General features: G+C 48.6%; 20 protein-coding genes. 13 read left to right on the top strand and 7 right to left on the bottom strand.

The features are described from left to right. Positions 1-252: 252 nt before the first annotated feature. Positions 253-582, top strand: coding sequence for a hypothetical protein (locus AC0J20_RS09780; protein ID WP_229531036.1), 330 nt, complete (start codon positions 253-255; stop codon positions 580-582). Between the two features lie 86 nt (positions 583-668). Here AC0J20_RS09780 and AC0J20_RS09775 read toward each other — a convergent pair whose 3' ends face one another. Beyond that, positions 669-1,808 carry a hypothetical protein gene (locus AC0J20_RS09775; RefSeq protein ID WP_473021525.1) on the bottom strand — a complete coding sequence of 380 codons (1,140 nt, stop codon included), beginning with the start codon at positions 1,806-1,808 and terminating at the stop codon, positions 669-671. A 168-nt stretch (positions 1,809-1,976) separates the two neighbouring features. Between AC0J20_RS09775 and AC0J20_RS09770 the strand changes: the two genes are divergently transcribed. The 3 genes from AC0J20_RS09770 (at position 1,977) to AC0J20_RS09760 (ending at position 6,122) form a co-directional block, all read left to right on the top strand. Next, the gene (locus AC0J20_RS09770; protein ID WP_473021524.1) at positions 1,977-3,311 is read left to right on the top strand and encodes a DUF2252 family protein; all 1,335 of its coding nucleotides are present in this window, start codon (positions 1,977-1,979) and stop codon (positions 3,309-3,311) included. Continuing rightward, positions 3,304-5,187, top strand: a complete 1,884-nt coding sequence (locus AC0J20_RS09765; protein WP_229531033.1) for a metallophosphoesterase family protein — start codon at positions 3,304-3,306, stop codon at positions 5,185-5,187. The genes AC0J20_RS09770 and AC0J20_RS09765 overlap by 8 nt, the downstream gene beginning before the upstream one ends. An 83-nt stretch (positions 5,188-5,270) precedes the next feature. Continuing rightward, positions 5,271-6,122: a sensor histidine kinase gene (locus AC0J20_RS09760; protein WP_473021523.1), complete on the top strand. Its 852-nt coding sequence runs from the start codon at positions 5,271-5,273 to the stop codon at positions 6,120-6,122. Here AC0J20_RS09760 and AC0J20_RS09755 read toward each other — a convergent pair. Genes AC0J20_RS09755 through AC0J20_RS09745 form a run of 3 tightly spaced genes read right to left on the bottom strand, consistent with a single transcriptional unit; the run spans position 6,094 to position 7,690 of the window. Next, positions 6,094-6,492 carry a VOC family protein gene (locus AC0J20_RS09755; RefSeq protein WP_473021522.1) on the bottom strand — a complete coding sequence of 133 codons (399 nt, stop codon included), beginning with the start codon at positions 6,490-6,492 and terminating at the stop codon, positions 6,094-6,096. The two genes, AC0J20_RS09760 and AC0J20_RS09755, sit on opposite strands and share 29 nt — an antisense overlap. A gap of 38 nt (positions 6,493-6,530) precedes the next feature. Continuing rightward, positions 6,531-7,049, bottom strand: coding sequence for a GNAT family N-acetyltransferase (locus tag AC0J20_RS09750; RefSeq protein WP_473021521.1), 519 nt, complete (start codon positions 7,047-7,049; stop codon positions 6,531-6,533). Beyond that, complete coding sequence (locus AC0J20_RS09745; RefSeq protein ID WP_473021520.1) at positions 7,049-7,690, bottom strand: hypothetical protein; 642 nt, start codon at positions 7,688-7,690, stop codon at positions 7,049-7,051. Before AC0J20_RS09745 ends, AC0J20_RS09750 begins: the two co-directional genes overlap by 1 nt. Before the next feature lie 63 nt (positions 7,691-7,753). Here AC0J20_RS09745 and prmA point away from each other — a divergent pair, with 63 nt between their 5' ends. From prmA to purH, 4 genes are all read left to right on the top strand, one after another. Beyond that, positions 7,754-8,632, top strand: a complete 879-nt coding sequence (prmA, locus tag AC0J20_RS09740) for a 50S ribosomal protein L11 methyltransferase (protein ID WP_229531028.1) — start codon at positions 7,754-7,756, stop codon at positions 8,630-8,632. A gap of 143 nt (positions 8,633-8,775) precedes the next feature. After that, positions 8,776-9,786, top strand: a complete 1,011-nt coding sequence (dusB, locus tag AC0J20_RS09735; protein WP_473021519.1) for a tRNA dihydrouridine synthase DusB — start codon at positions 8,776-8,778, stop codon at positions 9,784-9,786. 28 nt (positions 9,787-9,814) lie between these two features. Then, positions 9,815-10,108, top strand: coding sequence for a DNA-binding transcriptional regulator Fis (gene fis / locus AC0J20_RS09730; protein WP_229531026.1), 294 nt, complete (start codon positions 9,815-9,817; stop codon positions 10,106-10,108). Between the two features lie 113 nt (positions 10,109-10,221). Continuing rightward, complete coding sequence (purH, locus tag AC0J20_RS09725; RefSeq protein ID WP_229531025.1) at positions 10,222-11,799, top strand: bifunctional phosphoribosylaminoimidazolecarboxamide formyltransferase/IMP cyclohydrolase; 1,578 nt, start codon at positions 10,222-10,224, stop codon at positions 11,797-11,799. 72 nt (positions 11,800-11,871) lie between these two features. Here the strand turns inward: purH and AC0J20_RS09720 are convergent, their stop codons facing one another. Then, on the bottom strand, positions 11,872-12,087 hold the full coding sequence (locus AC0J20_RS09720; RefSeq protein ID WP_229531024.1) for a hypothetical protein: 216 nt from the start codon (positions 12,085-12,087) through the stop codon (positions 11,872-11,874). A gap of 83 nt (positions 12,088-12,170) precedes the next feature. Continuing rightward, on the bottom strand, positions 12,171-12,842 hold the full coding sequence (locus AC0J20_RS09715) for an alpha/beta hydrolase (protein ID WP_229531023.1): 672 nt from the start codon (positions 12,840-12,842) through the stop codon (positions 12,171-12,173). A 178-nt stretch (positions 12,843-13,020) separates the two neighbouring features. Between AC0J20_RS09715 and gmk the strand changes: the two genes are divergently transcribed. The 5 genes from gmk to trmH all read left to right on the top strand — a co-directional run bounded on the left by gmk (position 13,021) and on the right by trmH (position 17,496). Beyond that, a complete protein-coding gene (gene gmk / locus AC0J20_RS09710) occupies positions 13,021-13,662 on the top strand; it encodes a guanylate kinase (RefSeq protein WP_229531022.1) in 642 nt (213 codons plus the stop codon). A gap of 158 nt (positions 13,663-13,820) precedes the next feature. Then, the gene (gene rpoZ / locus AC0J20_RS09705; RefSeq protein ID WP_229531021.1) at positions 13,821-14,096 is read left to right on the top strand and encodes a DNA-directed RNA polymerase subunit omega; all 276 of its coding nucleotides are present in this window, start codon (positions 13,821-13,823) and stop codon (positions 14,094-14,096) included. Between the two features lie 109 nt (positions 14,097-14,205). Then, positions 14,206-16,332, top strand: a complete 2,127-nt coding sequence (gene spoT / locus AC0J20_RS09700) for a bifunctional GTP diphosphokinase/guanosine-3',5'-bis pyrophosphate 3'-pyrophosphohydrolase (RefSeq protein WP_473021518.1) — start codon at positions 14,206-14,208, stop codon at positions 16,330-16,332. Positions 16,333-16,346: 14 nt separating this feature from the next. Continuing rightward, positions 16,347-16,733 carry a RidA family protein gene (locus tag AC0J20_RS09695; RefSeq protein ID WP_229531019.1) on the top strand — a complete coding sequence of 129 codons (387 nt, stop codon included), beginning with the start codon at positions 16,347-16,349 and terminating at the stop codon, positions 16,731-16,733. A 13-nt stretch (positions 16,734-16,746) separates the two neighbouring features. Beyond that, positions 16,747-17,496: a tRNA (guanosine(18)-2'-O)-methyltransferase TrmH gene (gene trmH / locus AC0J20_RS09690; RefSeq protein ID WP_473021517.1), complete on the top strand. Its 750-nt coding sequence runs from the start codon at positions 16,747-16,749 to the stop codon at positions 17,494-17,496. A 50-nt stretch (positions 17,497-17,546) separates the two neighbouring features. On the opposite strand, the gene AC0J20_RS09685 is transcribed toward trmH, so the two are convergent. Beyond that, a partial coding sequence (locus AC0J20_RS09685) for a DUF4437 domain-containing protein (RefSeq protein WP_473021516.1) occupies positions 17,547-17,926 on the bottom strand: 380 nt, incomplete at its 5' end.

The following is a 17,926-nucleotide window of genomic DNA, read 5'->3' as shown; positions in this document are numbered from 1 at the left end:
CCGCTTTAATAGATGCATTTTGCATATGGAAAATATTTTTAATTCCAATAGGAAATATAACAACTGGTAATATCGCTAAATATCAAAGACTTAGCTGCTTTTACAAGCACTTAACAGTTCATTTTTTATTTTGTTAACCAAATCAATACAGTAATACAACAACATTCCTCATAAAAATCATTAAGTTATAAATCGTGTTGGGCAACATCCAACACATTCACACTAGCTAACTAACTCATTATGAGGTGTAACATGAAAAAACTAACTTTGGCTCTGGCCACTACTTTAGCGTTAAGTTCTGCGGTTTCTGCTACTGAATCACACGACACAAAGTTTGAATTCCGTGGTGACAAATCTTTTGCCAGCTTTTGTCGCGCAGTAACACAGGATAACGTTCGTTTGATCCACAACAGCTTTAAAAACAAAATCGGTGTTGTTGCAATGTCGAAAAAAGATGTTTATCGCAAATTGTTGGATTCGCAAAATCTGAGCTGTAACGGTAAAGATTTAGTTGAGTTTTCTAAAGAATTTAAAGCCGACGAAGTACTGGCCTATCTGGAAAAAGCTGCAGCTACTCTGTAAAAGCATGAGTGGTTCAATTTGCAAGAACTCAAACAATAAGTCAGGCCTGCCTGCATTGGCAGGCCTTTAGACTTAGCAAAATAACCCTAGGGATTGGTAAACAAGGTTTCAATGAGTATCTGAGACAGCAAAGGCGCCATCGCGTCGTAGCGGTTCTTATCAGCCTGACACTGTATATTCTTCTGATAATTTTCCTTCCAGGGATCATTAACCAACCACAACACCCCATTGCCACCGGCAAGCCCTTCTATGGAATAATTATTCATCGCTGTAAATTCAGCACATTGTTGTTTGGTATCACTGGTTTTCGCCAGAAAACTCAGTTTGATTCTGCGGGTCGAATTTTTCTTTTCGGGGTCCACCAGCCACAACTCATTGTCGTTTCTTGCAGCTGCAACTAGCCAGCCATTATCCCCCTGCTGCACGTAGGTCAGCGCATTTATCGGGTGCGGGATCTGGTCGCTAAAAACCGGTAACAGCAACTGTTCGTCGGTTACTCTGGCAAACTCAACACTGTTCCAAAACTCGCTATTGAGTTCCACGGAAAATATACGCGGCTGAAACAAAGCATCTTTTTCCAGCCCTAAATACAAAGTACGTCCGGAGCCAAAACTCATGCCCTCTATGCCGTCATTGGGATGATTACCCACCTGCATCGCCGCACTGTATTGCAGGGGTCTGACGTGGGTAACTGTTACCTGTTCAGCCTCATCGTCCAGCGCCAGGCGCACCAACAAGGTGGGATATTCCGTTGAGCCTGTTTGGCGGTACTTTTCTGCACACGCCGGGCTAAGACTATATCTGGAAGCATCCTCTGTGACGGTATAAAAAACCCGGTCATCATCGGGGTCCACCACCAGCGCTTCCAGGTCGGGTCGCTTGCTCATATACTCAGCAAAACAACCTTGCAAAATCTCCGGGGCCACCACCATGGGGTACTTTTTCTCAACCTGAAATTGCTGTGCGTCCAGCACAATCAGCCTCAACACCTGAGATTCGTGCGCACTGCCATCGGCGATTGTCACCAGTCGCCCGTTGCGCCACAACGTCAGGCCGGATGTCTGAGGGTCCAACATAACCCCACCTGCAGATTCGGTTAACCAGTAGCTTTCAACTGGCAAAGGGTTCGCGGCTGTGCCCATCAGAGGATCGGTTTTGGTGGATTGACAGGCTCCCAGTATCAAAGTCAAACACCAGGGTAACAACAATTTATATCTGAACAACATGCAACTTCCCGCAGCAATTAATTTCCGGTCTGCTGGTTTTATAAAGGTGCAGCATGAGCGGGTCAAGTTACAAATATCAGAAATCCGCTATTTGTCGCTTTCCAGGTTTTCAAATTTGAGACTTTTAGTTTAAGGTTTGACAGAGGTTAAATTTAGGTACACAGCATCATGAATCGGGAAGAACAACTCTTATTTGCGCTGCAAAAAGCCGATGGGATCTGTCCGGAAAGAGGTAACGCCATTGAGAAGCATCTCAAGATGGCAGCCAACCCGTTTCGTTTTTTTCGCGGATCTGCCGGATTGTTTTATGACGACATCGCCAGTGGATTGTTGTCGATACCCAATGAGATTCAAACTTCAATCCCGTTAACTATGGTGCAGGGCGACTGTCATCTGTCCAATTTTGGCTTGCTCACTGAAGAAGGCTCGCACGGCGATACTGTTATTTTTGCACCCAATGATTTTGATGACGCCTGCCTGGGCCACAGCAGTTGGGATCTGGTGCGCTTTTGTATCAGCATCTTGCTGGCCCAACAATATTGTGACGGTATCAAAACCGGTCAGTTTAGCTCCGAGGAACTCACGGGCAGCAACCTGCCAGCCTGCGCCAGTGTCGAAGGTGCTATCCTGGCAATTCAGGCATTTTTGGCAACTTATGTTCAACACTGTAAGGCTCTGGCAGAAGATGGCAGCCTGCGCAATGCCGTGCTCAACGACTTCGACAAACAACATGTGCTTCGCCGCTTTTACAAAAAAGCGCAAAAGCGCGCATCAGGTGGTAAACAGTTTTACAGCAAAAGTGCCATTGCCAAAGCCGTGGATTGCAGCGGATTTGTGCCAGTTTTTAACCTGGAAAACACCAAATTTTCCGCTATTGACGAATCACTGTACCGGGAGTTAAGTGAAGTATTCTCGCCTTATGTAGACGACAGTATTTTAGACATCGTTAAACGCCTTGGTGCCGGCACGGGCAGCATTAATATGGATCGCTATTATCTGCTGGTTGGCCCGAAAGACTACGTCGACCAGGAAGATCTCAAACTGTGCCATATCGTCGAGGTGAAAGAGCAACGCATTGCTGCGCCGTTGACTCACTTTGAAACCCTGTCGCCCGTCAATCGACTCAACCCAGCCCATCTGACGGTGTGTTGTCAGCGGCGCATGCAAAGACGCCCTGATTTGGTGTTGGATGAAGTTGAATGGCGTGCCGCTCACTGGCTGGTTCGATCCCGGCATCACGCTAAAGTGGGGATTGCCCCGGAAGACGTCTGTTTTCACGCAGATATCCCCGATGAAGCGCTGCTGCAATACACCCAAACCTGTGCTCAGGCGTTAGCCAAAGCCCACAGTCGCGGCGACCGGCGCTCGGTTCGATTCGAAGAAGCCGTTGCTGAACACTTGCCCGACTATCTGGATGAACTGCTGGAAGTGTGCCTGAGTTATGCTGTTCAGGTTCAGGAAGATACCCAATTATTAAGAGAACTCACCGGATTACATGACTGATTCACAAGCGCCTTTTACCCTTATTGCCGGTCCCATTGTCAGAAAGCTGGACAGCCACCAATTAGTACTCTGGTATGTCAGTAATTATCAGGTGCCGGTTCATGCTGCTTTAAGCAATGCCCGACAGCAATCCGCAACACCTGAATACCAACAAAGACAACTGTGCCATCAGGTGGGAAATAAAGCTTTTGTATTTCACCACATTATTGATTTCAGTCAGCCACTTCCCCCTGATACTGGCCTGGATTACGATCTGATTTTTGAGTTTCAGAATACTCAGTTGCACCTGGCCGATGTCGCGCCGGATCTCTGTTACCCGGGCTTTGACAAGCCCAGGGTGTATTGGCAAGCGACACTGCGAAAGGTGCTGCACGGCTCCTGTCGCAAACCCCACCATGACGAAGGTGATGCACTGATTCGCGTCGATCAACACCTGGCTGAGTGCCTGAGCCAAAACCAACTGCCGGCATCACTGTTGATGATGTCCGGTGACCAGGTCTACGTGGATGACGTGGCAGGTCCATTTTTGCAGGCTATTCATCAGGTTATTGCCCGTTATGAATTGTTTTCGGAAACGTTTTCCGGGGCCAAAGTCAGCAACTACGAAGAATTACTGCAGCACGAAGATTGTTTTTACAAAAGAACCGAACTCCTGCCCCACAGTGATGAAAACGAAGAAGTGCAGGAAACCTTTTTCGGCGCCAAGCGCAAACCTATTTTCACCTCGGTCAACGCCAAGAACCATTTGATCACCTTGTCAGAAGTGATGGCAATGTACTTTATGGTCTGGTCTGAAACCTGCTGGCAGGATATCCATTTTGACAGCAGCAAAATGCCCGAATCTGAAAGGCAAAATTTCGAGCAGGAACAACAATCACTGTTGCAATTTATTCAGACCCTGCCGCAGATCCGCCGGGCACTGGCCCATATCCCGGTGTACATGATGTTTGACGATCACGACGTCACCGATGACTGGAACCTGACCCGGGAATGGGAAGAGTTAGCCTATGGCAACCCCTTCTCTAAACGCATTATCGGTAATGCCTTGTTTGGCTATATGCTCTGCCAGGGACTCGGTAATAACCCGGAGCAATTCGAATTTTTACTGAAAGAAGTGGAACCTCATATCACCAGTGCCGGCATCACCGAACACAACAAGGTCATTGATGCCTTGTTCGAATGGGATGACTGGCATTATCAAATTGCCACTCAGCCCAAAATCGTTGTGCTGGATACCCGCACCCATCGCTGGCGTTCCGAGGAAAACGCGGCTCAACCCTCAGGTTTGCTGGATTGGGAGCGGCTCCGGGAACTGCGGCAACAGGTTACCGGTGAGCAGTCCGTCGTGATTGTCTCCCCCGCCCCCATATTTGGCGTGAAAGTCATAGAAGCCATTCAGAAGATTTTCACTTTTTTTGGTCAGGCTCTGACCGTGGATGCGGAAAACTGGATGGCGCATCAGGGTACCGCCAGAGTGTTGCTGGATATTTTTAAAGAGCCCGAAACCGCACAACAGTTTGTGATCCTCTCCGGAGACGTGCACTATTCCTTTGTCTACGATATCCGTTTGCGTTTTAAAGACTCCAGCCCCAGCATTCATCAGATCACAACCAGTGGCTTTTGCAACCAGTTTCCGGTAACGCTACTGAGTAAGTTAGACGCCATGAATCAATGGCTCTACGGGCATCACTCGCCACTGAACTGGTTCACCAAGCGCCGCCGATTAAAAATCAGCACCCGCTACCCCGATAGGAAAAATAAACGCAGCTCCCTGGTGAGTAAAAGCGCAGTCGGTCTGGTGGATTTCAGCAACGAGCGCAAACGCCCTGAGGCCAGGCTGTTGACCTGGGACGGCGAGGATATTGATTTTAGGTAATTCTCCCTATTTGCATATTTGCCTTTAAATACTAATCTGGATCATAAGCCATCAGTTTTAATTTCGGTCAACGGAGCCCTGGCATGCAGGATCATCATATCAGCGAGTTTATTGCTAAAGCCAGCAATGCTCCGGCAGAGCAAAGTGCGGCTTTGTTACAGGAAGCATTAACGCTGCTGGCTGAGTGTGAGCAGTTGCAATCACGTCCTGAAAGACCCAGTCAGATACCGCCCAGTAAAAAAGCCGTTGAAAAGGTTTGCCGGGGCATTGGCCATGACTTCAACGGTATCCTGGCGAATATCCGAGGCATGGTTGAGATAACTCAGATGATGACCACCGATGCCCCTGAACAGGTTAAATCAGTTTTTGAGAAAATCCTGGGCATGGTGGAGCGGGGACACCACGCATCCGAGATGATTCGTTGCTACGGCAAGGTACACGATTGTCAGAAAACCCAGTTTGAATTAAGCGGATTGTTAAAACGCGCACTGAACGACGTCAGGATACAACTACAAATCCCGTTTCATTTAATCTGCGAACGTCCTGACAACCTGCAGGTAACAATGGACGCGACACAGCTGGAACTGCTGTTGCTGCAGTTAGTTAACAACGCACTGGAGGCAATGAAAGATACCTCGGTCACGATGTCGGCCTCAGATATTGCCATCGAGTTTAGCCAAACTGACAACCAGGAACTAAAAATTACCGTGCAAAACAAGGGTAAGGCCATTGCCGTGGATATCGGTGACAAGGTCTTTGAACCCTTTTATACCACCAAAAAAGCGGGCAAAGGCATTGGCCTTGGGCTTAGCATCGCAAAACAAATCGTGATGAATCACGATGGTGCGATTAGCTACAACAGTTCAGTGGCTGAGGGCACCTGCTTTACCTGCGTGATGCCGGTGATTACCCCTGGCGCTGGCGTTTCTCAATGAGATCCCACTTGTTGCCAAAGCAATCCTGGAATACCGCGACAATACCGTAAGGTTCTTCACGCGGCGTTTCTAAAAACACCACCCCATTCGCCAGCATAGCCGCGTGATCCCGGTAAAAATCATCGGTTTGCAAAAACAGCCAGACGCGATCGGCAGCTTGCTGACCCACTAATGCTTTTTGTGCCTCATTACCCGGTTGTGCCAGTACGATCTGGGTTTCAGAAGCCCCTTTGGGGCGCACAGTGACCCAGCGTTTGCTGCCCTGATCAATGTCCTCCAGCAATTCAAAGTTCAATTTCTGGCAGTAAAATTCAATTGCCTCATCGTAATCCGGAACAATGATACTGACGGCTGACAAGCATTGTTGCATAGTTAAATTCTCTTTCGGTATAGGGTGGGATAATTTTATTATAACGTGAGTCGATACAGATCGGTGTCTTTGTTGGGGTCAAAGTCAGGCAGATTTTTTAGATACTGAAAACCGAGTTTTTTCAGCAACGCTATAGACGCGGCGTTTTCCGGAGTTACCAACGCCTCAATATGTGGCCATTGCGCCTGTTGCCTGACACTGTGCAATAACCCTGCACAGGCCTCAAAGGCATATCCCTTGCCACGCGCGATGGGTAAAAAGGCAAAACCGATATCCGGCGAGGCCAGATTGTCTCTTTTCAGCAAACCACAGGTGCCCAAAAACTCCCCCGTTTCGGCTTCCCTTACCGCCAAAACCCCAAACCCAAACTCCCGATACATGCGGGCCGGGCCATTTTTAATGTAACCTCTGGCACTGGCGAGATCAAAAACCCCCCGATCACCAATGTATTTTTTCCAATCGGGGTCCAGGTTCAAAGCCAGAATGCCAGGCGCGTCCTGTTCTGTCAGTGGCCTAACCTGCAAACGCTCGGTGTCAAAGTGCATATAGTGGCTCATCATCCCTCCTTGCGCAGCGCTAAAATACCGGCGGATTGCAGCAGGCCATCAATACGGCGCTGCATCTCGAGGTCGATGTTCGCCAGTCGCGGGTAGCGGGGTGCATGGCGATCATTAACCCAGTGTTCCGCCCAGCCCAGGGTTTTTTCAATAAATTCGAACGCAAACTCTTCGCTGACATGCTCCAGACAACCGGACAGACAGGTATCGACATAGGTTTGATAAATCGGATGTGACTGGCTGGCAGCGGCAGGTTCACTGACCTGACAAATCCAGATAACCGCATCATTTAAACTCGCCATGATGTCGTTTTGAGCGGCCACACCATGATACTGAAGCTGTTGCTGGTCTATCTGTACAAAATGATAGCTTTGCTCCCGTTGCCGCAACTGGGGGGTAATTTCCGCCACAGGCACCAGCATACCATTCACCGCCTGAGTCTCAGTACCGGGTATCACGCCTACACAGGTATAACTGTTGTCCGGGCAACACATATTCCAGGCACGCTGCCAACCCCTCACCTGCACGGGAATGGCGTCCGCATCAATCTGACTGTAGCGAAAGCGGCTGTCATGGCTCATCAGGCTGCCATAGCCCACCACATAATGCTGGGCATGACTGGTATTTTTCTGCTTCGACAAAAGGTTATCCAGGCTAATCAATGTATAATAGCAATTAGTTTAAACATAAGGATTGAAGAATTCATGCCCTGGATTCAATTAAAAATCGACGTCACTGAAAAAGATGCCGAAGCGGTCTCTTCTCTGATGAGCGGCAACGGCGCACAGGCCGTTACCTATACCGACGCCAAAGACAGCCCCCTGTTTGAACCCAAGCCGGGTGAGCTGGTGCTCTGGCCCAATACCACTGTCATCGGTTTGTTTGAGGCAGATCATGATATGCAAGGGGTTATTCAAAGAATGACTCAAAGCAAGGTACTGGGTGAGGAATTCAGTTACACCCTGGATCAGTTGGAAGACAAAGACTGGGAAAGAGAATGGATGGACAACTTCAAGCCCATGCAGTTTGGAGACAAATTATGGATCTGTCCCAGCTGGTGTGACATTCCCGATCCCAATGCGGTAAATATTATGCTGGATCCCGGTCTTGCCTTTGGCACCGGTACTCACCCTACGACTTCCCTGTGTCTGCAATGGCTGGATAAACAGGACTTATCCGACAAAACCGTACTGGATTTTGGCTGCGGCTCCGGCATTTTAGGCATCGCGGCTATCAAACTCGGGGCCAAACGGGTGATTGGTGTGGATATCGATCCCCAGGCGCTACAAGCCACGCAGGAAAATGCCCGACGCAATCAATGCGAACAGGACTTTGAACTTTACCTACCCGAAGACCAACCAGACGAACCTGTTGATGTGGTACTGGCTAACATACTGGCCGGCCCGCTGCGGGAGTTGCGGGAATTAATCAGCGGTCAGTGTAAATCCGGCGGTCAGCTGGTGTTGTCTGGCATACTGGAAAGTCAGGCAGCAGAACTGAACACACTTTACAGTGAGTTTTTTGACATGGATGACCCCCAATTCCTGGACGAATGGTCAAGATTAAGCGGCAAAAAGCGATAAAAAGCGCTGTCAACCCGCTTGACGTCAAAAAAAAGTACAATTTGTTTAAAATCTAGCCTTTTCAAACGAGAAAAAAGTCCGTACACTTAGCGCCCTTTTGAGGACTTGGGTATTTTTTACACAGTTTTGTACAAGAGTCGGGAATGCAAATAGCACAATTTAAACTCGCTAGTAATGTGTTGCTTGCCCCGATGGCTGGCGTAACTGACCGCCCTTTCAGACAGCTTTGTCATCGTCTGGGGGCCGGGTTGGTGGTTTCAGAAATGTTATCCAGCAACCCCGATGTGTGGAAATCTCAAAAGTCCCAACAACGCATGAACCACGAGGGTGAAACTGGCATACGATCTGTACAGATCGCAGGCTCAGAACCTCACCTGATGGCTCAGGCGGCACAATTTAACGTGCAAAACGGTGCCCAGATTATTGATATCAATATGGGGTGTCCGGCCAAAAAAGTGAATAAAAAACTGGCGGGGTCCGCTTTACTGCAATACCCCACACTGGTGAAAGAAATCATTAGTGCTGTCGTTGCTGCTGTGTCAGTGCCGGTAACATTAAAAATTCGCACCGGTTGGAATACCGAAAATCGTAATGCTGTAGACATCGCCAAAATTGCTGAACGCAATGGCATTCAGTCACTGGCGGTACATGGTCGTACCAAGGCCTGCATGTACAAAGGTGACGCAGAATACGACACAATCAAAGCAGTAAAGCAGGAAATATCCATTCCAGTGGTGGCAAACGGTGATATTAACTCACCGGAAAAAGCCAAATACGTTCTGGATTACACCGGGGCAGACGGAGTAATGATTGGGCGAGGTGCCCAGGGCAATCCTTGGATATTCAACGCTATCAATCATTACCTGGCAACAGGCAATCAACTTCCCGCGCCTGCACTGTCCGAAGTAAGGGATGTGCTAATCGAGCACATTCAGAACGTTCACCAATTTTACGGTGAACTGATGGGAGCAAGAATTGCCCGCAAACATGTGGGTTGGTATTTAGCGGAGCATGATTCCAAATCATTCCGCCGGGCTTTCAATGCCATTGATGATGCACATCATCAAATTGCGGCATTGCAGGCATTTTTTGAAGAGCTGGCGATTGAACAGTCAGAAACCAACCTGGTTTCAGCTGATTCAGCGGCAGCATAAATTAACCAGGAAAAGAGCAAGACGGTATATGTTCGATCAAAACGTTACATCTCCATTCACAACTACAGTAACTACGCCTTCTCAAACACAGGCTCAAAAGCCTCTGCGTGATTCTGTAAAACAGGCTGTTAACAAATATCTTAAGCAATTAGACAACACTGACATCGACAACTTGTACGATTTAGTATTGGCTGAGGTTGAAGCGCCTTTGTTGGAAGAGATCATGACTTACACTCGTGGTAACCAGACTCGTGCAGCACTTATGATGGGTATCAACCGTGGTACTCTGCGCAAAAAATTAAAGCAATACGGCATGAACTAAGCCGAATTGACTATACTATTGAAAAGAGCACCTTAGGGTGCTCTTTTAGTTTATCCTCCACTATTCCTGACTATTTAGTCAAAACCAACTGAGTCATTAAGGTAGCTGTTTAAATGGAAACACCTAAACCTATTCGTCGCGCCCTGTTGAGCGTTTCAGACAAAACCGGAATCGTAGCATTTGCCAAAGCACTGGCTGAGCGTGATGTCGCCATCCTGTCCACCGGCGGTACAGCGAAATTGCTTGCTGAAAACGGCCTGCAGGTCACCGAAGTATCCGAATACACCGGTCACCCGGAAATCATGGCGGGCCGGGTTAAAACCCTGCACCCTAAAGTACACGGCGGCATCCTGGGTCGTCGCGGACAAGACGAAGCGGTCATGACAGAGCACGGTATCGATGCGATTGATATGGTTGTTGTGAATCTGTATCCCTTTGCTCAAACAGTAGCAAACGACGATTGCACGTTAGAAGATGCCATTGAGAATATCGATATCGGTGGTCCGACTATGGTGCGTGCAGCAGCAAAAAACCATAAAGATGTTGCCATTGTGGTCAATGCGGCCAGATACAACGACATCATCGCAGAAATGGACAACAATCAGGGTTCGCTCAGTTATAACACCCGTTTTGATTTAGCTATTGCGGCTTTTGAGCACACAGCGCAATACGACGGCATGATTGCTAACTATTTTGGTACTGCGGTATACGGTGAAGACAGCACCACGCAATTTCCACGTACTTACAATCAGCAGTTTATTAAAAAGCAGGATCTTCGCTACGGTGAAAACAGCCATCAGGAAGCGGCGTTTTATGTTGAAACCGACATTCAGGAAGCGTCCGTTGCCACAGCACAGCAACTGCAAGGCAAAGAACTGTCTTACAACAACATTGCAGATACGGATGCCGCACTGGAATGTGTTAAAGAGTTCGAACAACCGGCTTGTGTGATCGTGAAACACGCTAATCCATGTGGTGTAGCCCTGGGCGACAACATTTTAGAAGCCTATGACCGCGCTTTTAAAACCGACCCCACTTCGGCCTTTGGTGGCATTATTGCCTTTAACAAGACTCTGGATAAAGACACAGCTCAGGCCATTATCGATCGTCAGTTTGTGGAAGTGATTATCGCACCGGTCGTATCTGATGATGCCAAAGCGGTACTGGCTGCCAAGCAAAACGTACGGGTTCTGGAGTGTGGTGATTGGCAAGGCCAGTTAACCGACGAGCATGACATCAAGCGCGTAAACGGCGGCTTGTTAGTGCAGGAACGCGATTTTGGTATGGTGGAAAAAGACGACCTGCAGGTCGTATCCAAGGTGCAACCCACCGAAGAACAACTGGATGATTTGTTGTTTGCCTGGAAAGTAGCGAAATACGTTAAATCCAATGCTATCGTTTACTGCAAAGACAAAATGACGATTGGTGTGGGTGCCGGCCAGATGAGCCGGGTTTATTCCGCCAAGATCGCCGGTATTAAGGCTGCGGATGAAAATCTACAAGTCGCTGGTTCAGTAATGGCCTCTGATGCTTTCTTCCCGTTCCGTGACGGTATTGATGCCGCTGCCGAAGCAGGTATCAAAGCGGTTATTCAGCCCGGTGGCTCTATGCGTGATGAGGAAGTGATTGCTGCAGCAGACGAACACGGTATTGCCATGGTATTTACCGGTATGCGCCACTTCAGACATTAATTTGTTCGCAAGTTATCGCAATCAGTAATCATTGCGATCAGTAAGAGATGTTAAGCCGGTCAAACTGGCCGGCTATTGTTCTATCGACGCTCTTTGCTCCTGCAGAGTGGCATCAAATAGCTTCAGTATTAAAATCGCCATTACCCAGGCCACGGCGAAACAGCCCATGTCCAGGACAATATTGTCCAGTGACAGTTCACGCCAGTCGCGAAACAGCTCGAACCCGGTCAGGGATTCAAAAACAAAGATAATCAGCAGTGCAATAATTGCCTTCGCTAAAACTCTCATGACATTGCCCGTTAGTTGCAATGCAGCAAGTTTAGCACAAGGTGGCAATTATGGTAAATTTTATAACCTTAAAAAATCGAACGTTATTTCAGTACGTCCTGTAACCAGGCAGAAATGTCCTGCAACTGCTGTCCATGTACATTGTGTTGCATAGGGTATTGTTCGAAACGGGCATTAAAACCGGCTTCTTTTAAATTCAGATAGGCGGATTTACCCAGTGCCATCGGCACCATTTCATCGTAGGCCCCATGGGAAGCAAAAAACGGGGTATCTTTGTTGCTGTCCTGCCAGTCTTTACGACTCTGATCCGCATCACACATATAGGTGGAAAGGGTTAAGACCCCCGCCAGCTTTTGCTGCTGACGCAAACTCACATAATAAGCAATGACACCGCCCTGAGAAAATCCGGCCATTACCACCCGCTCCGGAGCGATACCGTTGGCAATCTCACGGTGGAGCAGTTGCTCTACCTGAGCGGCAGACCGCTCAACCCCCACCATGTCGGCCCGGTCTTCAAAGGATAAGGTTTTGATATCATACCAGGCGCGCATTTCCATACCATTGTTAATGGTAACCGGGATCACCGGCGCATGAGGAAATACAAATCGCACCGCCATATCTGACGGCAATCCCAGTTGTGGCACTATCGGCGCAAAACCATTACCGGAATCACCCAATCCGTGCAACCAGATCACCACCGCATCAGCGGTTTGGCTTGGGTTAACTTCAACATAGGGTAAAAGTTCGTCTGACATAGTATTTTCCTGTTGCTTGTGCCTGGGCATTTCCGGCGCTTTATTGTTATTATGAGTGTTATTACCTGGACCACTTCAACGCGCCGAGTTTGCGCTGAAGAAACTGTGCGGCAAATTATGCTAAGATTGTACAGCTGTGACCAGCCTGAAACCCTATTTTTTTAAGAAATTTCGACTTATGTCTAATACACCCGGTAATTTATACATCGTTGCAGCGCCGTCAGGTGCTGGAAAATCCAGCCTGATAAAAGCCTTCCTGGAGAATCACGCCGACGAGCGCCATCCGGTACAGGTGTCGGTTTCTCATACCACCCGCAATCCCAGACCCGGAGAAGAGAACGGCAAGCACTACCACTTTGTCAGCAAAGAGGCGTTCCAGCAATTGATCAAGGAAGAAGCTTTTTTTGAATGGGCCCAGGCCTTTGACAATTACTATGGCACTGCCAAACGCAACATTACTGAGACCTTGCAGCACGGTGTGGATGTGTTTTTAGATATCGAATGGCAGGGCGCCCGCCAGGTCAAAGCCTTACTGCCGGATACCAAAACCATATTTATCGCCCCACCGTCGCGGGAAGAACTGCGCAAACGGCTCAAGGCCAGAGGGCAGGATTCAGACGAAGTGATCGAAAAACGCATGGCCAAAGCCGTGTCGGAAATTTCCCACTACCACGAGTTTGATTACATCATAGTCAACGATGATTTTGATACTGCATTGGCAGAACTGGAAGCCATTGTATGCGCCAACCGCTTGCGTAAAGAAAAACAGGTTTTGCGTTATCAGGCGTTATTTTCTTCGTTACTGGACGAATCCCAATAAAAAGTGCTTAACAATTGAGCTTTATGCTTGGCAAAAGCCCGCCAAGTCAGTAAACTACGCAACCTTTTTCAAAAGCACAGCTGACTTAGCTTGATTTTGAAAAAACAAGTATTCATTATTTCCGTATCACATTACGGTAACCCGACTCGGAGAAACAGATGGCACGTGTAACTGTAGAAGATGCAGTAGATAAAGTAGGCAGTCGCTTTGACCTGGTGTTAGTTGCGGCACGTCGTGCGCGTCAATTAGCAACTGAAGGTAAAGAGCCACTGGTACCCGCCAGCAATGACAAACCTACGGTTCTTGCTTTACGCGAAATTGAAAAAGGTTTGATCAATTCTGAGCGCATGGATCAGGCTGAAATTCAGGAACAACAGGAAGCAGAGCAAGCGGAATTCGCCTCTGTTGCCAGCATTCTTGCCGATCAGCCGTAAGCGATCAACCAACTTTGCCTAAATGCTGAGCAGCTTCAGCATTTAGGCTTTGCATCCTGCTAAAATCCTCGTATTCTGTCACTATGTATCACTAAAAGACCGCGTTCAGTTGTACTTATTCGAGGGACTAAAACTAAAAATAGCCAATTATCTACCGCCCGAAGAGGTTGAACTGGTAGAACAGGCTTATATTGCTGCAAGGGATGCCCATGACGGGCAACAGCGCTCCAGCGGCGATCCGTATATTACCCACCCCGTTGCTGTCACCGGCATTCTGGCCGACATGCACATGGATCACGAAACCCTGATGGGCGCGTTACTGCACGATGTGATCGAAGATACCTATCACGATAAGCAAAGCCTGACCAACAGATTTGGTGAAACGGTTGCCGAACTGGTGGAAGGGGTTTCCAAGTTGGATAAATTCAAGTTCAGCAGCAAAGAAGAAGCCCAGGCAGAAAACTTCCGCAAAATGATGATGGCCATGGTGGAAGATATCCGCATCATCCTGATCAAACTGGCAGATCGCACCCATAATATGCGCACCCTCGGAGCGTTGCGTCCTGATAAACGCCGCCGTATCGCCAGAGAAACCCTGGAAATCTATGTGCCCATTGCCAATCGCCTGGGTATCCACGAAATTAAAAATGAACTGGAAGATTTAGGTTTTCAAGCCATGTATCCCATGCGTTACCGGGCGTTGAAATCGGCCGTTAAGCAAGCCCGCGGTAACCGCAGCGAAATCATTGAAAATACCCGCCAGGAAATTATCAGTCGTCTGGCGGAAAAGCAGATACAAGCCGAAGTCAGCGGACGGGAAAAGCACCTTTACTCGATTTATCGCAAGATGAAGAGCAAAGAGTTGATGTTCAACCAGATCATGGACATCTACGCGTTTCGGGTCATCGTTAACACCGTTGATGATTGTTACCGGGTGCTGGGTAGCGTGCATGGTTTGTACAAGCCAATCGAAAACAGATTCAAAGATTACGTTGCAATCCCCCGTACCAATGGTTACCAGTCGTTACACACCTCGTTAATTGGTCCCCACGGTATTCCGGTGGAAATTCAGATCCGAACCCGCGATATGGATGAAATGGCCGACAAAGGCGTGGCAGCCCACTGGATGTATAAAGATCAGGGTAAAGCTACTAAGAGCACCGCTCAGGCCCGTGCCAGAAAATGGATGCAGTCACTGCTGGAATTGCAGCAAAGTGCCAGCAGCTCCTTTGAGTTTATCGAGCACGTAAAAGCAGATTTGTTCCCGGACGAAATTTATGTGTTTACCCCGGATGGCCGTATAATCGAACTGCCGATGCAGGCCACGGCGGTGGATTTTGCCTATGCGGTACACACCGACGTGGGCAACTCCTGTGTCGGTGTGCGGGTAGACCGAAAAACCTATTCGCTGAACAAACCGCTGATGAACGGTCAGACGATTGAGATAATCACCTCGCCCAGAGCCAATCCCAATGCCAATTGGCTTAACTTTGTGGTCACCGCCAAAGCCCGAACGCAAATTCGCCAGTACCTCAAGCGGCAACACGCCGAAGAAGCAATCCAGATGGGCAACCGGTTGTTGCGCCATGCGTTGGGTAAAATCAAACTGGATGAAATCCCGGAAGAAGACAAAAACCGGGTGGTGCAGGAAACCCAGCACGACAACTTTACTTCGCTGCTGGAAGACATAGGTCTGGGTAACGAACTGAGTGCCATTATCGCCCGCCGCCTTATCGGTGATTCGCAGGACAGTGATATGCTCAGTGATAAACACAAGAATATTGCTATCAAAGGCACCGAAGGGTTACTGGTCAGCTATTCTCAGTGCTGTCACCCCATACCCGGAGATGAAATTCTGGCGGTACTCAGTCCCGGTAAAGGCATATTGATCCACCAGATCGGCTGTCGCAATATCCGTAAATTGCGCAAAGAAGAGCCGCAACGGGTGCTGCCGATGCAGTGGGAAGAACACACCAGTGGCGAATTTAAAGCTGCCGTGCGTATAGAGCTGATTAACCGACAAGGTACGCTGGCAACCCTGACCAATACCGTGTCTTCTACAGATTCCAACATCATCAGCTTACAGACCGAAGAAAAAGAAAGTAATATCTATTACATTGATTTGGAGCTGACCTGTCGCAACCGCATTCATCTGGCCAATATTTTGCGTAAAATTCGCAATATGCCGGAAGTGCAATCGGTATCCCGACACAGCAAAACGAAAAGCACAACTTAAGAGAAACACCACGCATGTCCAGAGAGATCATTCATACCGAAAACGCCCCCAAAGCCATTGGCACTTATAGCCAGGCGGTCAAAGTGGGTACCACTGTGTATTTGTCGGGTCAAATTCCGCTGGTGCCTGAAACCATGGAAATGGTGTCCGATGATTTTGCCGAACAGGCACAACAGGTATTTAAAAACCTGACGGCAGTGTGTGAAGCGGCCGGTGGCTCGCTTCAACAAATGGCGAAAGTGAATATCTTTCTGACCGACTTGGGTAAATTTGCTATCGTCAACGACATTATGAGCCAGCACTTCGAACAGCCTTACCCGGCCCGCGCCGCTATAGAAGTAGCCGGATTACCCAAGGGCTCACAAATTGAAATTGACGGCGTACTGGAGCTGGTAGACTAAGCCAGCTCGTTTCGTGATTCAGGAAAGATTCCAACGCATCAAATCCGTACTGCAAAAGCGCCAGACGGATTTGACTCTGTGTCTGGAGCATATTCACAAACCCCAAAATGTCTCTGCCATTCTGCGCACCTGTGATGCGGTGGGCATTCACGAAGTCAATATTGTCTGGAACGAACACACCTATTTCAGAAAGGGCACCGCCATGGGTACCCAGCGTTGGCTCAGACACCTGAAACATCAAAGTATCGACACGGCCCATCAGCACTTTAAACAGCAAGACATGCAGGTGTTGGTCACCAACCTGTCAGATAACTCCGTGGATTTCAGAGACATTGACTATACCCGCCCCACCGCAATTGTGATGGGTCAGGAAAAGCACGGCGCCAGTGCAGAAGCCATCGCATTGGCCGATCAGGAAATTGTTATTCCCATGATGGGTATGGTGCAGTCATTGAATGTTTCGGTGGCCGCTGCACTCATTTTGTATGAGGCACAGCAACAACGAAAAAACGCCGGTTTATACGATAAAGTCCGTATCTCCGATGAAGATCTCAATGCCCTGCTGTTTGAGGGTTGTCACCCCGCGCTTTTTGCGCAAGCTAAAGCCAAACACCTGCCGATACCACAACTGGATGAAAACGGTGAGGTACAGGCCTCTGAACAGTGGTGGCAAGCCATGCAACTCAGCCAAACTTCAGACTCAGCCAGGCCAGACACCAGCGGGAAAACGGCAACCGATGACGACCTGTTCTCCAATATCTGACCGTTTCCTCTGATATTCAGATATCTCAGCCTGAGATCCAAATACCACTGTCAGTCTGTTGTGGCAAGGCTGACCCCGGCACGACTGCGAAGATACAATACCAAAGGCTCCTGCGGGTCCACTTTAACGGGGTGCGTAAATTCAGCTTCGGAAGCAAAATACCCTCCCATCGTCAGGGCCTTTTCTAATCCTCCATCGGGCATGAGGTAGGTTAAACCGCCAGAAACCACAACGGCGCGAAGTGTACCGGAGTCAGATTGCAGCGCCCCATTGAATCCGGCGGGCAAACGCAGCAATGCTCCGCGCAGCCTGCCCGGCTGAGTGTCGCCCCACAAATAAGCTATTTCAGCATCCTCATCCCCCTGTGTCAGGATAGTTGTCGCCTCAGTTTTTCGTATTGTTAGACAGGGGGTGGATGACAGGTTTGAGT

The sequence above is a fragment of the Planctobacterium sp. R6 genome (assembly GCF_055755215.1).
The sequence above is the reverse complement of the archived record's forward strand: the minus strand, read 5'-3'. Positions and strand labels throughout refer to the sequence as shown.

Excerpts from the sequence above, each read along its gene's own strand:
- AC0J20_RS09780 (WP_229531036.1), top strand. The coding sequence starts at position 253 with ATGAAAAAACTAACTTTGGCTCTGGCCACTACTTTAGCGTTAAGTTCT.
- AC0J20_RS09695 (WP_229531019.1), top strand. The coding sequence starts at position 16,347 with ATGTCCAGAGAGATCATTCATACCGAAAACGCCCCCAAAGCCATTGGC.
- AC0J20_RS09775 (WP_473021525.1), bottom strand. The coding sequence starts at position 1,808 with ATGTTGTTCAGATATAAATTGTTGTTACCCTGGTGTTTGACTTTGATA.
- AC0J20_RS09770 (WP_473021524.1), top strand. The coding sequence starts at position 1,977 with ATGAATCGGGAAGAACAACTCTTATTTGCGCTGCAAAAAGCCGATGGG.
- dusB (WP_473021519.1), top strand. The coding sequence starts at position 8,776 with ATGCAAATAGCACAATTTAAACTCGCTAGTAATGTGTTGCTTGCCCCG.
- AC0J20_RS09755 (WP_473021522.1), bottom strand. The coding sequence starts at position 6,492 with ATGCAACAATGCTTGTCAGCCGTCAGTATCATTGTTCCGGATTACGAT.
- AC0J20_RS09750 (WP_473021521.1), bottom strand. The coding sequence starts at position 7,049 with ATGAGCCACTATATGCACTTTGACACCGAGCGTTTGCAGGTTAGGCCA.
- fis (WP_229531026.1), top strand. The coding sequence starts at position 9,815 with ATGTTCGATCAAAACGTTACATCTCCATTCACAACTACAGTAACTACG.
- AC0J20_RS09760 (WP_473021523.1), top strand. The coding sequence starts at position 5,271 with ATGCAGGATCATCATATCAGCGAGTTTATTGCTAAAGCCAGCAATGCT.
- rpoZ (WP_229531021.1), top strand. The coding sequence starts at position 13,821 with ATGGCACGTGTAACTGTAGAAGATGCAGTAGATAAAGTAGGCAGTCGC.
- prmA (WP_229531028.1), top strand. The coding sequence starts at position 7,754 with ATGCCCTGGATTCAATTAAAAATCGACGTCACTGAAAAAGATGCCGAA.
- AC0J20_RS09715 (WP_229531023.1), bottom strand. The coding sequence starts at position 12,842 with ATGTCAGACGAACTTTTACCCTATGTTGAAGTTAACCCAAGCCAAACC.
- purH (WP_229531025.1), top strand. The coding sequence starts at position 10,222 with ATGGAAACACCTAAACCTATTCGTCGCGCCCTGTTGAGCGTTTCAGAC.
- AC0J20_RS09720 (WP_229531024.1), bottom strand. The coding sequence starts at position 12,087 with ATGAGAGTTTTAGCGAAGGCAATTATTGCACTGCTGATTATCTTTGTT.
- gmk (WP_229531022.1), top strand. The coding sequence starts at position 13,021 with ATGTCTAATACACCCGGTAATTTATACATCGTTGCAGCGCCGTCAGGT.
- AC0J20_RS09765 (WP_229531033.1), top strand. The coding sequence starts at position 3,304 with ATGACTGATTCACAAGCGCCTTTTACCCTTATTGCCGGTCCCATTGTC.